This is a genomic window from Stenotrophomonas sp. CFBP8980 (assembly GCF_034046095.1).
GTDB classification, from domain to species: domain Bacteria; phylum Pseudomonadota; class Gammaproteobacteria; order Xanthomonadales; family Xanthomonadaceae; genus Stenotrophomonas; species Stenotrophomonas lacuserhaii.
The window spans coordinates 96110-109524 of sequence record NZ_JAXCXF010000008.1; the positions used below are offsets into that span (position 1 = coordinate 96110).

Annotated in this window: 12 protein-coding genes; 5 read left to right on the plus strand and 7 right to left on the minus strand. The window is 66.1% G+C overall.

The features are described 5' to 3' along the window. Window positions 1–171: 171 nt before the first annotated feature. Entirely contained in the window at window positions 172–3138 is a 2967-nt protein-coding gene (locus SOM47_RS15370) for a diguanylate cyclase (RefSeq protein ID WP_320506078.1), read from the plus strand. 270 nt (window positions 3139–3408) lie between these two features. Here the strand turns inward: SOM47_RS15370 and rnt are convergent, their stop codons facing one another. The 7 genes from rnt to pstS (SOM47_RS15405) all read right to left on the minus strand — a co-directional run bounded on the left by rnt (window position 3409) and on the right by pstS (SOM47_RS15405) (window position 10301). After that, window positions 3409–4044, minus strand: a complete 636-nt coding sequence (gene rnt / locus SOM47_RS15375; RefSeq protein WP_414715824.1) for a ribonuclease T — start codon at window positions 4042–4044, stop codon at window positions 3409–3411. Between the two features lie 113 nt (window positions 4045–4157). Further along, window positions 4158–4862, minus strand: a complete 705-nt coding sequence (gene phoU, locus SOM47_RS15380; RefSeq protein ID WP_042614352.1) for a phosphate signaling complex protein PhoU — start codon at window positions 4860–4862, stop codon at window positions 4158–4160. 32 nt (window positions 4863–4894) lie between these two features. Further along, on the minus strand, window positions 4895–5725 hold the full coding sequence (gene pstB, locus SOM47_RS15385; protein WP_042614353.1) for a phosphate ABC transporter ATP-binding protein PstB: 831 nt from the start codon (window positions 5723–5725) through the stop codon (window positions 4895–4897). A gap of 19 nt (window positions 5726–5744) precedes the next feature. After that, window positions 5745–6608, minus strand: coding sequence for a phosphate ABC transporter permease PstA (gene pstA, locus SOM47_RS15390; RefSeq protein ID WP_042614354.1), 864 nt, complete (start codon window positions 6606–6608; stop codon window positions 5745–5747). Next, window positions 6608–7576 carry a phosphate ABC transporter permease subunit PstC gene (pstC, locus tag SOM47_RS15395; protein WP_042614355.1) on the minus strand — a complete coding sequence of 323 codons (969 nt, stop codon included), beginning with the start codon at window positions 7574–7576 and terminating at the stop codon, window positions 6608–6610. The genes pstA and pstC overlap by 1 nt, the downstream gene beginning before the upstream one ends. Before the next feature lie 85 nt (window positions 7577–7661). Continuing rightward, window positions 7662–8753 carry a phosphate ABC transporter substrate-binding protein PstS gene (gene pstS / locus SOM47_RS15400; protein ID WP_042614356.1) on the minus strand — a complete coding sequence of 364 codons (1092 nt, stop codon included), beginning with the start codon at window positions 8751–8753 and terminating at the stop codon, window positions 7662–7664. 528 nt (window positions 8754–9281) lie between these two features. Continuing rightward, on the minus strand, window positions 9282–10301 hold the full coding sequence (gene pstS, locus SOM47_RS15405) for a phosphate ABC transporter substrate-binding protein PstS (RefSeq protein WP_042614357.1): 1020 nt from the start codon (window positions 10299–10301) through the stop codon (window positions 9282–9284). Between the two features lie 197 nt (window positions 10302–10498). Here pstS (SOM47_RS15405) and SOM47_RS15410 point away from each other — a divergent pair, with 197 nt between their 5' ends. Genes SOM47_RS15410 through SOM47_RS15425 form a run of 4 tightly spaced genes read left to right on the plus strand, consistent with a single transcriptional unit; the run spans window position 10499 to window position 13346 of the window. After that, a complete protein-coding gene (locus SOM47_RS15410; protein ID WP_406846305.1) occupies window positions 10499–10600 on the plus strand; it encodes a pantocin A family RiPP in 102 nt (33 codons plus the stop codon). Between the two features lie 53 nt (window positions 10601–10653). After that, on the plus strand, window positions 10654–11778 hold the full coding sequence (locus SOM47_RS15415) for a HesA/MoeB/ThiF family protein (protein ID WP_341850248.1): 1125 nt from the start codon (window positions 10654–10656) through the stop codon (window positions 11776–11778). Beyond that, window positions 11771–12463 (plus strand): 2OG-Fe(II) oxygenase, encoded by a 693-nt coding sequence (locus SOM47_RS15420; RefSeq protein WP_320506081.1) that lies wholly within the window; start codon window positions 11771–11773, stop codon window positions 12461–12463. The genes SOM47_RS15415 and SOM47_RS15420 overlap by 8 nt, the downstream gene beginning before the upstream one ends. Continuing rightward, window positions 12444–13346, plus strand: coding sequence for a DMT family transporter (locus SOM47_RS15425; RefSeq protein WP_320506082.1), 903 nt, complete (start codon window positions 12444–12446; stop codon window positions 13344–13346). The genes SOM47_RS15420 and SOM47_RS15425 overlap by 20 nt, the downstream gene beginning before the upstream one ends. Window positions 13347–13415: the final 69 nt, after the last annotated feature.

Sequence of the window (13415 nt, forward strand, 5' to 3'; positions counted from 1 at the left end):
CAACCCGATGAACCAGATCGATCCCGCCCCTGCCCGCAAGGGCGCATGGCGCACTTGCGTGCGCGTGCGTCGGTGCCATCGTATGCCGGGAGCTGACGCGCTGCGATGAGACACCGCGGGATTCAAGCCATTGCGCGGCGACGCGATGGAGACGCGGGCGGCTTGCGGCGCATGGCGCTGTACGTGCTGCTGGGGCTGCTGATGCTGGCGGGCTGGCTGCCGGCGTCCGCGCACGGCGGTGGTGCGCCGCCGCTGCGCGACTATGCCATCGATGTATGGACCTCGCGCAATGGCCTGCCGCACAACTCGCTGCGCGACATCGCCCAGACCCCCGAAGGCCACCTGTGGTTCGCCACCTGGGAAGGCCTGGTGCGTTACAACGGCCTGGATTTCACCGTCTTCGACCGCAGCACGCGCCCCGGCCTGCGCGACAACGGCGTGGGCTCGCTGCTGGTGGACCGGCAGGGCGGGCTGTGGATCAGCGATTCGCGCGGCAACATCACCCGGCGTTCGACCGATGGCCAGTGGGACGTGTGGCAACGCCAGCAACACACTCCACAGGTGCTGATCCAGGCGATGCAGATGGACAGCCATGGCCGCCTGTGGCTGTTGTTCGAAGGCAAGGGGATCGGCTATCTGGGGCCGGACGGGAAGATGGTCTACGAGGCGCCACCGAAGGATCTGCCGTTCGCGCTCAACTTCACCAAGCTGGTGGTCGATGCGCAGGACCGGGTCTGGATCGGGACCCTGGACGGCCTGTTGCTGCGCGATACCGATGGCACGCTGAAGCGGGCGCCGGCCGCCTGGGGCGTGGGGAGCGGGCTGGTATGGCCCTACCGCGCGCCCGATGGGGTGCTGTGGATCGTCGGCGGGGAGAGTCTGTACCGGTTGCAGGACGACACGCCGCACCTGGTCCATCGCCTGCCCGGGCAGATCCACCTGACCGCCATGCTGCAGGATCGCCACGGCGACCTGTGGCTGGGTACGGAGAACCAGGGCCTGCTGCGCATTTCACAGCACGGATTGGAACGCCTGCCGGCGGGCCTGAACCTGCCCGGTGGGCGGGTGGTGAGCCTGCGCGAGGACGCCGAGGGCAGCATCTGGGTCGGCGCCAATGGCGGGCTGTACCGGCTGCGCGAAACCCTGTTCGCCAGCTACACCGAGCGTGACGGCCTGAGCGGTGACTACGTGCGTACGGTGCTGGAAGATGCGCAGCGAACGCTGTGGGTCGGCAGCGCCAGTGGCCTGGACCGGCGCGGCGCAGACGGTCGTTTCGCACCGGTCATCCTGCATAACCGGGGCGGCAAGCCCCCATCGGTGCTGAGCCTGGCGCAGGGCAGGGACCGCGATGTATGGGTGGGGACCTTCGGTGACGGGGTGATGCGGCTGGACGAAAACGGGCATCCCGAACGCACCTATGACAGCGTCGACGGCGTGCCGATCGGCAACATCCGCGCGATCAGCATCGATGCGCAGGGCGTGGTGTGGGCCGGTACCCAGAGGGGCGTAGCACGCATCGATGAGAAGGGTGCCAGCCTGCCGCGCATGGAAGGCATGCCGACCGCATTGATCACCGCGTTGGCCCACGATGCCGCCGGCAACCTGTGGATCGGCACCATCGAAGGCATCCGCGTGCTGCGCGGCGACACCGTGCAGTACATCGACCTGGCCGGACTGGGCGGGGGGCGCAGCGTGTTCGGCTTCCAGCAGATCGGCGATGCGATGTGGATCAGCAGCGACCGCGGTCTCTATCGGTACCAGCAGGGCGTGCTTTCGCGCGTCGGGCTGGAGCAGGGCATGCCGGTGGACACGGTGTTCCAGCTGGTGCCGGACAAAGTGGGCAACGTCTGGATCAGCAGCAACCGCGGCGTGCTGCGTACCGACATGGGCATGCTCAACGAAGTGGCCGACGGCCGCGCCGCGCGCCTGGACGTGGAGCGTTACAACGAAATCGACGGGATGGCGAACTCGCAGGCCAACGGCAGTTCCGGGCCGGCGGCGCTGTTGCGCCAGGACGGCACCTACTGGGTGGTGACCGCCGGTGGCCTGAGCATGGTTGATCCGCTGCGGCTGCAGCGCTTCCGCGAGCGGCTGGCGCCGCCGGCGGCGATCGAGAACGTGCAGGTGGACGGCGCACCGATCCATTGGGAAGGCAGCGAGCTCAATCGGATCGAAGGCGGGCGACGGCTGGCGGTCAGCTTTGTCGGGTTGAGCTACCTGATGTCCGAACGGATCCGCTACCGCACCCGGTTGGACGGACTGGACAGTGGCTGGGTGGAGCGCGGGCAGCAACGCAGCGTGGAGTTCATCGGCCTGCCGCCAGGCGATTACACCCTGCATGTATCGGCGGCGCATCCAGGCGGCGCCTGGAGTGACAGTGAAGCGGTGTGGTCGTTCACCATCGAGCCGTTCTGGTGGCAGCGGCACAGCGTGCAGGCGGTGGCGGCGCTGCTGCTGCTGGCCGCGCTGATCGCCCTGTACCGTTTCCTGATCAACCGCTACAAGACCTCCAATATCCGCCTGGCGCGCATGGTGGACGAGGCCACGCGCGACCTGCAGGCGCAGACCGTGCACCTGCAGGCGTTGAATTCAGAAAAGAGCGACCTGGTGGACCGGCTGGCACTGCAGTCCGAGGCGTTCGAACGCCAGGCCCGCGAAGATGCACTGACCGGCCTGCCGAACCGCCGCGCCTTCGACGAAACGATGGCGCGTGACTTCGCCCGTTCGCAGCGCAGTGGGCATCCGCTGTGCCTGGTGGTGCTTGACGTGGATCACTTCAAGAACGTCAACGACCGCCATTCGCACAGCGTGGGCGACGCGGTGCTGGTCGAGGTGGCGCAGGTGCTGGCCTCCGCCTGCCGCGATTCGGACCTGCCTGCGCGCACCGGCGGCGAAGAGTTCGCCCTGTTGCTCAACGACACCCGGCTGGAGGAAGCGGCGCAGGTCTGCGCGCGCCTGCACGGGCTGTTCCACGACCATCCGGACTGGGCCGGGATCCCGGACCTGCGGGTGACCTTCAGCGCCGGCCTGGTGGAGCTGGACCCGGCCGACCGCACGCCCAAGCTGCTGTACCAGCGCGCCGACCGCGCGCTTTACCGGGCAAAGAGCGACGGCCGCGACAGAACGAGCATCGGCTGACCCGTTCGGGTCAGCCGATGCTCGTCCATGCATTCCACCTTATCCCCGCGCCTGTCGGCGCGCCCCCTTGAACAACAAGGGGGCTGCTCTCCAGACACATTACGGGTGGGAAGCCTGCGCACTGTCGGACTGCAAGCCCCCTTTGTTAAGGGGGCGCGCCGAAGGCGCGGGGATAGGAAGCAGACAAGGTGGGGTCCATTGCCTGCGACGCAGGCGATGGGGCGTAAGCGCGCTCGCGCTTAAGCACCGCCTGCCAATGCCTGACCGCGCTCAGCGCGGCCAGGCGTTGGCGATCGTGCAGAACAGCTTTGCCGTCTGCTCGGTGTCATACACCGCGCTGTGCGCCTCTTCGGCATCCCAGCCCAGCCCGGCGGCAGTGGCGGCGCGGGCCAGTACGGTCTGGCCGTAGGCGATGCCGGCCATGGTCACCGTGTCGAACACGCTGAAGGGATGGAACGGGTTGCGTTTGTGGCCCACGCGCTCGACCGCGGCGTTGACGAAGCCCAGGTCGAAATGCGCGTTATGGCCGACCAGGATCGCACGCTGGCAACCGTACTTCTTCATCGCCGCACGCACCGGGGTGAAGATGTGGTCCAGCGCGTGCTTCTCTTCCTTGGCCAGCCGGAACGGGTGGTCCAGGATGATGCCGGTGATCTCCAGCGACTTCGGATCGATCTCCAGGCCTTCGGCCGGCACCACGTGCGCGCTGGCCGTCTGGCCCGGGTACAGCAGGCCGTTGTCGTCCATTTCGATGGGAACCGCCGCGATTTCCAGCAGGGCATTGCGTCGGCAGTCGAAGCCGCCGGTTTCCACGTCCACCACCACCGGCAGGAAGCCGCGGAAGCGCTGCGACATCGCACGGTGCGTGGCAGGAGGCGGGGCAGGGGCGTCGACGGGCGAGGGCAGCGGGGTGTCAGTCATACCCGAATTCTAACAGAGGCCGCCGGTCGGCCCCTCCAGCGGCCATGAACGAGGAAAGCCGAGCAGGGCCCGGCTTCCGGGCACTGCCGCGCCGGGGATCACTCCGCGGCGCTGGAGGTCTCGTCGCGCTTCTCGCGCGGCGGCAGCGGCTGTTCGCCATGCACCAGGAACCAGACGTTCTCGGCGATGTTGGTGGCGTGGTCGCCAACCCGTTCCAGGTTCTTGGCCATGAACAGCAGGTGGGTGCAGGGGGTGATGTTGCGCGGGTCTTCCATCATGTAGGTCAGCAGCTCGCGGAACAGCGCGGTGTACTGCGCATCCAGGCGGGCGTCGTCCTCGCGCAGCGCCAGCGCCGCTTCCACGTCGTTGTCCCGGTAGGCCTCGATGGCCCGGCGCACCTGCACCGCGGCCAGCCGGCCGAGTGCCCGCAGGCCCTGGATCTGCGGCAGCGGCGGCACCTTGCCCAGCGCGATGGAGCGCTTGGCCACGTTGGCGGCATAGTCGCCGATGCGTTCGATGTCGGCCGGGATGCGCAGGCCGGCGAGGATCTCGCGCAGGTCGCGTGCCATCGGCCCACGCAGCGACAGGCGCATGACGTCGTGGCTGATCTGCTGTTCCAGCGCGTCGATGGCTTCGTCATTGGCGATGATGCGGCGGGCGGCATTCTCGTCGCGCTTCTCGATCACGTCCATCGACGCTTCGAGCTGCGCCACGGCCATCTCGCCCATGCGCACGATTTCGGCGACCAGGCGCTGCTGCTCTTCGTCGTAACTCTTGACGATGTGGTCGTTGGGAAGGTTCATGTCTATGCTCTCGAAAAAGGGCGTGCGGCGGATCAGCCGAAGCGGCCGGTGATGTAGTCTTCGGTCTGCTGCTTGCTGGGCTGCGAGAAGATCACTTCGGTCCGGTCGTGCTCGATCAGGTCGCCCAGGTACATGAAGGCGGTGTAGTCGGAAACACGCGCGGCCTGCTGCATGTTGTGGGTCACGATGACGATGGTGTAATCGTGCTTGAGCTCCTCCACCAGCTGCTCGATGCGGCTGGTGGAGATCGGATCCAGCGCGGAGGTCGGTTCGTCCAGCAGCAGCACGTCCGGGCGCAGGGCGACGGCGCGTGCGATGCACAGGCGCTGCTGCTGGCCACCGGACAGGCCCAGCGCGCTCTGGCCCAGCTTGTCCTTCACTTCGTCCCATAGCGCGCCCTGGCGCAGCGCATGTTCGACGCGGTCGTTCATGTCCGCCTTGGACAGTTTTTCGTGATGGCGGATGCCGTACGCCACGTTCTCGAAAATGGTCATCGGGAACGGCACCGGCTTCTGGAACACCATGCCGACCTTGCTGCGCAGGCGGTTCATCGGGTACTTCGGCGAGAGGATGTTCTCGCCGTCCAGCAGCACCTCACCACGCGCTTCCAGCTTCGGGTACAGCGCGTAGATGCGGTTGAAGATGCGCAGCAGGGTCGACTTGCCGCAGCCGGAAGGGCCGATCAGCGCAGTGACGCGCTTCTCCGGCACTTCGATGTCGATGCTCTTCAGGGCATGGAACTTGTCGTAGTAGAAGTCCAGTCCACGCGCGGCCAGCTTGACCGGCGCCGGAGTGGCAAGCGATTCATGCGAGGCCGGGACCACGATGCGCTGCATCGGCACGGCGTTGGAAAGATCGTTCATGGCAGTGTCCGCGGAAAGGTCAGTCATGGGAGATACGGTTGCGCAGCAGGATGCCGCGTGCGCTCAGGCTGATAAGGAGCACGAAGACGGTCAGCACCAGCGCGCCGGCCCAGGCCAGCACCTGCCAGGATTCGTACGGGCTGCCGGCGAACTGGTTCATCACCACCGGCACCGAGGCCATCGGCTGGAACACGTTGCTGCTCCAGTACTGGTTGCCGAAGGCGGTGAACAGCAGGGGAGCGGTCTCGCCGGAAATGCGCGCCAGCGCCAGCAGGATGCCGGTGACGATGCCGGCCGAGGCGCTGCGGTACAGCACCTGCACGGTGACCTTCCATTGCGGGATGCCCAGCGACAGCGCCGCTTCGCGCATCTGCGAAGGCACCAGGCGCAGCATCTCATCGGTGGTGCGTACCACCACCGGCAGCACGATGAAGGCCAGGGCCAGCGCACCGGCGAAGGCGGAGAAGCTGCCGCCGGTCTGCATCACGAACAGCGTGTAGACGAACAGGCCCAGCACGATCGACGGGGCCGACAGCAGGATGTCGTTGACGAAGCGGACCACGGTGCCGGCCTTGCGGAAGTTGCCGTACTCGGCCAGCCAGGTGCCGGCCAGTACGCCCAGCGGAGTACCGATGCCGATCGCCATGGCGCACATCACCGCGCTGCCGTAGAAGGCATTGGCCAGGCCGCCTTCCTGCATCGGCGGCGGGGTCATCTGGGTGAACAGCGCCCAGTTGATGCCTGGCAACCCCTTGGAAAACAGCGTCCACAGGATCCAGCCGAGGAAGAACAGGCCGAACAGCGCGGTGACGACGGACAGCAGGATCGCCACGACGTTGCCGATGCGGCGGCGAAGGTACAGCGATTCAGTGGCAGTGGACATCAGTTGCCCTCCTTGCGGGACAGGCGCATCAGCATCAGGCGGGCGATGGCGAGCACCACGAAGGTGACGATGAACAGCACGAAGCCAAGCAGCAGCAGGGCCGAACGGTAGGTCTCGGTGGCTTCGCCGAAATCATTGGCGATCAGCGCGGCGATGGTGGTGCCCGGCTCCAGCAGCGAAGGCGACAGGCGCACGCTGTTGCCGATCACGAAGGCCACCGCCATGGTCTCGCCCAGGGCGCGCCCCAGGCCGAGGAAGATGCCGCCGATCACCGCCGAGCGGGTGTAGGGCAGCACGATGTCCCAGCTGACTTCCCACTTGGTCGAACCCAGCGCATAGGCCGATTCCTTCAGGCGGGTCGGCACGGTCAGGAACACTTCGCGCATCACCGAAGAGATGAACGGGATGACCATGATGGCCAGCACGAAGCCGGCGGTGAGCATGCCGATGCCCAGCGGCGGACCCTGGAACATCGGGCCGATGATCGGCCATTCGCCCAGGGTTTCATTGAGGAAGGGCGTCACGTACTCGGTCATCACAGGCACCAGCACGAACAGGCCCCACATGCCGTAGATGATCGAAGGAATGCCGGCCAGCAGTTCGATGGCGGTACCGACCGGGCCGCGCATCCAGCGCGGGGCGACTTCGGTCAGGAAGAAGGCGATGCCGAAGCTCACCGGTACGGCGATGACCATCGCGATCAGCGCGGTGACCAGGGTGCCGTAGATCGGTGCCAGCGCACCGAATTTGTTCTCCACCGGATTCCATTCGGAGGAGTAGAAGAAGCTCAGGCCCTGCGCTTCCAGGGCGTGGCGTCCGCCCCACAGCATGGACAGCGCGGCGCAGGCCAGCGCGGCCAGGACGAAGATGACGGTGCCGACCAGCACCCATCGGAACAGGCGGTCATTGCGGGCGTCACGCGCATCACGCGTGGAAGGTACGGCGGCAGGCTGTGCGATGGCATTCATGGGATAGGCGACGCGGCCAGTTGGGGGCGGGGTGACGCGGTACTCGAAAGGACGGTGCCCGCGCGGGGCGGGCACCGTGCCGGCATCACTTCAGTTCAGTGCCCCAGTAGGCTTCGATCTGGGTGACCAGCTCGGCCGGCAGCGGCACGTAGTGCAGCTCGTTGGCCTGCGCCTGGCCGTTTTCGAAGGCCCACTTGAAGAACGCCAGTGCATCCTGGTTGCGCTTGGCATCCTTGGGCTGCTTCTGCATCAGCATGAAGTTGGTGGCGGTGATCGGCCAGGCCTGCTCACCCGGTGCATTGGTGATGACCAGGTTGAAGTCCTTGGCGCTGGCCCAGTCGGCGCTGGCAGCAGCGGCGGCGAAGGTTTCAGCGCTCGGCTGCACCCAGGTGCCGGCCGCGTTCTGCATCGAGGTGTACGGCATGCTGTTCTGCAGGGCGTAGGCCAATTCGACATAGCCGATCGAGCCCTTGATCTGCTTCACGTACGAAGCCACGCCTTCGTTGCCCTTGCCACCCACGCCGTCCGGCCACTGCACCGAAGTGCCTTCGCCGACCTTGCCCTTCCAGTCCGCGCTGACCTTGGACAGGTAGTTGGTGAAGTTGAAGGTGGTGCCCGAACCATCGGAGCGATGCACCAGGGTGATCTTGCCTTCCGGCAGGGTCACGCCCGGGTTGGCAGCCACGATGGCCGGGTCGTTCCAGGTCTTGATCTTGCCCAGGAAGATGTCGGCCAGCAGGGCGCCGCTCAGGCGCAGCTTGCCCGGCTCCAGGCCTTCGATGTTGACCACCGGCACCACACCGCCGATCGCCGAGGGGAACTGCGCCAGGCCGGACTGGGCCAGCTCTTCGCTGCTGAGCGGCTTGTCCGACGAACCGAAATCAACGGTGCCTGCCTTGATCTGGGCGATGCCGCCGCCGGAGCCGATCGACTGGTAGTTGATCTTGGCGCCGCTGGCCGCGTTGTAATCGGCCGACCACTTGGACACCAGCGGGAAGATGAAGGAAGCGCCGGCGCCGGAGACTTCGGCGCTGACCTTGTCACCGGCGGCCGGGGCCGCGGCAGTGGAACCGTCGGCCGGCTGCTGGGCGGTCGGCGCTTCGTTGCCGCCGCAGGCCGACAGGCCGAGGGCAATGGCCAGGGAAAGGGTGGCCAGGCCGGCTTTCTGCAGTTTCATGCGTCACTCCATAGCGGTAGGTTGCCGGTCTGTCCGGCGGTTGCGGCTATGAAATGATGTTTTTGTTACAGCCTGATGACGCGGGTCACAGAGGTGCCCCACGTCACCATCTGACGGGCCTTTCACGACTCCGTGACATCCCCGGCTGGTGCGCACACACCCCAAACTGCGCGGCTTCTGCTCCTCGCTCTGGACCCCCACCGCGCCCGCAGTCTGTCAGCAGCGGTGCCGGGTGGGGTCGTGCAGGACGCTGAGCGCATGGATGCGGCGACGCAGCCTACATGGGTGAGAGCGCATGGCATGCGAGGCACTGCCTCGCATGCGCTCGAACGCACAGCCGCCAGCGGCTGGGCCGGGCCGCGGAGCGGGACTTGCGGCGTGTCCTGCCCAGCTCCCTTCGCCCACTCGCTCGAGCGTGCACACACGAAAGACCGGGCGCAAAAAAAACGCGCAACCCTGGAAAGGTCACGCGCCCCGGAAGGGGCCGGCGGAGGGAGAGAGTCCCCGCCGGCCCCATGCCTTGATGGATCAGTACTTCAGGTTCTGCGTCCAGTACGTTTCGATCTGCTGCACCAGGCTGTCCGGCAGCGGCACGTAGTCCAGCTGCTTGGCCTGGTTGTCGCCGCTCTTGTAGATCCAGCGGAAGAAGTCCTGGGTCGCCTTCGCATTGGCCACGTTGCGCGGCTGCTTGCGCACCAGGATGAAGTTGGTGGCGGTGATCGGCCAGGCCTGGGCGCCCGGTGCATTGGTCATCACCAGGTAGAAGTCCTTGGCGTTGGCCCAGTCGGCGCTGGCGGCAGCGGCGGCGAAGGTGGTGTCCGACGGCTGCACGACATTGCCGGCGGCATTCTTCATCGAAGCGTAGGACATGCGGTTCTGCAGCGCGTAGGACAGTTCGACGTAGCCGATGCCGCCCTTGATCTGCTTCACGTAGGCAGCGACGCCTTCGTTGCCCTTGCCGCCGATGCCAGCCGGCCACTGGACCGAGGTGCCTTCACCGACCTTGGTCTTCCACTCCGGGCTGACCTTGGACAGGTAGTTGACGAAGTTGAAGGTGGTGCCCGAACCGTCGGAGCGGTGCACGATGGTGACCTTCGCCGCCGGCAGCGTCAGGCCCGGGTTCAGCGCGGCGATGGCCGGGTCGTTCCAGGTCTTGATCTTGCCCAGGAAGATGTTGGCCAGGGTGGCGCCATCCAGCTTCAGCGCGCCCGGGGCGATGCCGGCCACGTTGATCACCGGCACCACGCCGCCGATCACCGACGGGAACTGGGCCAGGCCCGCAGCAGCCAGTTCTTCCGGCTTCAGCGGAGCATCGGAGGAACCGAAGTCGACCGTGGCGGCCTTGATCTGCGCGATGCCACCGCCGGAACCGATGGACTGGTAATTGACCTTCTTGCCGGTGGCGACGGTGTAATCGGCCGACCACTTGGACATCACGGGGAAGATGAAGGACGCGCCGGCGCCGGTCACATCAGCGGCGTTGGCGGCGAAGACGGACGACGCGGCCAGGATGGCGACGGCGGCGCGCGACTTGAAGGCGTGGATCACGGGGATGGCTCCTGGGTGGTGGACGGGTGAGTACCCGTCGTGTCGCTGCACATTCCATAACGATTGCGTGACACCAGCGCGACTTTCACATGACGCATCCATGACAGCGCCCGGATGACCGATTTCCAACAGTTGCCCGGGTGGTGCAGGCGTATACCTGCAGTGGCGCCCATCCGGCGCATGACAGCAAGGAGACGATGATGGACGTACTGGTCCTGCATGACCTTGAAGAGCGCATCTCCGCCATCAGCGAAGAAGACGCGATGTACGTGGCAGGGGAAGAGATCGACCTGGACTGACCCGGCCGGGGAGCAGGGCATGCCCTGCTCCCCTTCTTTACGTGGAGGATCCGATGGTCCCGATCAAACCCCTGCTCAAGCGCTCGCACCATGTACTCGTTTCCGAACAAGGTGACGTGTGCATCGGAGAGATTCCCGGCACGGCGAAAATACTCACCGCACCACCGGAGTGGGCCACGGTGGTGCTGTCGCTGCTGGATGGCCAGCACACCGTTCCACGCATCCAGAAGGAACTGGCTGCGCGCCAGATCAGCTTCGTGCCGCAGGATGTTCAGGCGTTGATCGAGCAGCTCGGGAACCACCGGCTGCTGGAAGAGGGGGCTTACGCTTCGGCCGTGCTCAGCGCAGCGGAGATTGAGCGCTACGACCGGCAGATACTGCAGTTCGCACTGCTCGACCAGGCCAGGCAGCCGCATGGTACCTGCTATCAGGAGCGGCTTAAGCAGAAGCGTGTGCTGGTGCTGGGCATGGGCGGCTGGGGCACGTGGTGCTGCCTCAACCTGGCGCGGTTGGGAATCGGCACCCTGCGCATCGTGGACGGCGACTGCGTGGAGCTTTCAAACCTCAACAGACAGGTCCTCTACGACGCAGACGATGTGGGCGCCAGCAAGGCCGTGGCCGCGGCCGCGTCGCTGCGCCGGCACAACCCCCATCTGAACGTGGAAGCGGTGGCCGAATTCGCCAGTACCGGCGATGAGCACCTGCGAGCGCTGCTCGAGGGGGTCGACCTGGTGGTGCTGGCGTGGGCCAGCCTGGGCTACTACCGCATCCGGAGCGTGGAGCGTCGCCTGCACCGGCTCGCCGGGACGCTGGCCATACCCGTGATCGAGCTGGGTGGCGACCCGCTACAGATATCGGTGGGACCTGTCTACCTCAACGATGGGTCGCATCCGGGATTCGACCAGTTGCGTGAGGCGGCGCAGCGGTCGTTTTACAGCAGCAGTCCACAGATCCGTGCGTTCCAGCGCGCGCGCATGCGCAATGCCTTCAACGACGGCGGGCGCCTGGTCAACGCCTGGCAGAGCGCGCCCTCGCTGAGCATCATGGGCGGGCTGGTCGCTGACCAAGTGATCAAGCTGCTCAACGGCTACGACGCCTGCAACCTGGTGGGCAAGCGGCTGCATTTCTCGTTGCAGACCTATCAAAGTCACCAGGAGGTGGTCTTTGAGCATGCCTGACGCACTTGCGCGCACCTTCCGTGATCACGGCCATGTGCATTTCAACGTGCTCCCTTGGCTGCCGGAGCTGGACGGCATCAGCGGCGGGCTGGAGCACCTTCCGGAGCAGGCGTGGAGCTACATCATCAGGAACCGTGACGGCGAGTTCGAGTTTCCTGCCAGGCAGCGTCGCCTTGCGCGGGTACAGCAGCGCAAGGCAGTGCGTGATCGCACTGCCGGAACGTTCGCATTCTCATTCCGGCGCATCGATGGCGCGTCGCAGAATCTTCATGTTCCCGCACTCGCCGACGCGCGGCGCCTGATGGATGGGCCCGCCCTGCGATCGCTCCTGCACACAGTCACCGGCCGCGTGCCGTTGGCGATCCGGCAATTTTACGTAAGCCGCTTCGATGAGGGCGACTTCCTGTCCACGCATTGCGATCCTGGCCAGAGCTTCGGTGTAGTGATCAACCTGACCCGCGAATGGGACCCCAATCACGGTGGTCTGACCATGCTCTTGAGCGAGGACCGCAGCCGGGTGCGCTCGTGCCTGTTGCCGGTCAGATTCCAGTTGCTGGTGTTTGACACCAGCAAGCGCCTCATTCCACATTTCGTTTCCACCGTTGGTGCACACGGGGCGTACAAGCGCTTGGCATTAGTGGTCCGTTACGACGCAGCGTTCGTCGATGGCCATTCCCCGGACTGACGTGCGCGGCGGCGCTGCCGCGCTTGCCGTGGTAGTGATATGGGCTGCGAGCTTTTCCTTCGCGCGGCAGGCCATCGAGCATCTTGGGCCCTGGATGTTCCGGTTCTACAGCGTCTCGCTCGGTCTGTTGCCGCTGCTGGGCGGTATCGCCGGCACCCTTGCGGCGCTGCGGCGGCTTGACCGGCGATCACGGTGGCAGATCCTCGTTGCGGTGACGGTGAACGGCAGCCTTGTGGCGACGATGAACATCGTGGCGTTGTCCTGGTTCCCTGCGTCCACGGTGCTTGCCTTGATCTACACCATGCCGGCGTTCACCAGCCTGATCGACGCTGCACACTCCCGCCGCTGGACGTTGTTGGGTGCCGCAGCGCCTGCAGCCGCATTGGCCGGCGTGCTGCTCTTCGCAGGAGGGAGTGCAACGCCACTGGGCGCAGGCGGCCTGCTGGTGGTGGCCAACGCGCTGGCGTGGGCATTCGGCACGTGGTTGGCAGGCCAGCCGACCCAGCGCCTGCCCGCGCGATCTATGGTCACCCTGCAGATGCTGTTGGCGCTGCTGACGTCCCTGCCGATGGTGGGCTGGGTAGTGCTGCAGCCGGGCGCCCTTGCCCAGCCCAGCGCGGCCGACCTGCTGGGAATCGGCTGGGCGGGCCTGCTCAATGGCAGCGTGGTGTTCGGTCTTTGGTACTACGCGATCAACCTGCTCGGTGCAGTCCGCGCATCATGGTTCACCTTGCTGGTGCCTGTGCTGGGCAGTGCGGTGGCAGTGCTGTTCTTCGCTGAAACCCTGGCGACGTGGCAGCGGATCGGGATTGGGCTGGTCAGCGTGGGGATCGCGCTGCATTCCCTGTCCCGGCGTCGCCAGCAGGTCCCGCGCGGGCTCTGAAGGCAGCGTCCTGCAACAACGCAGAAGGGCACGGCGCAATGCCGTGCCCTTGCTGATCAGCGTGTTGCA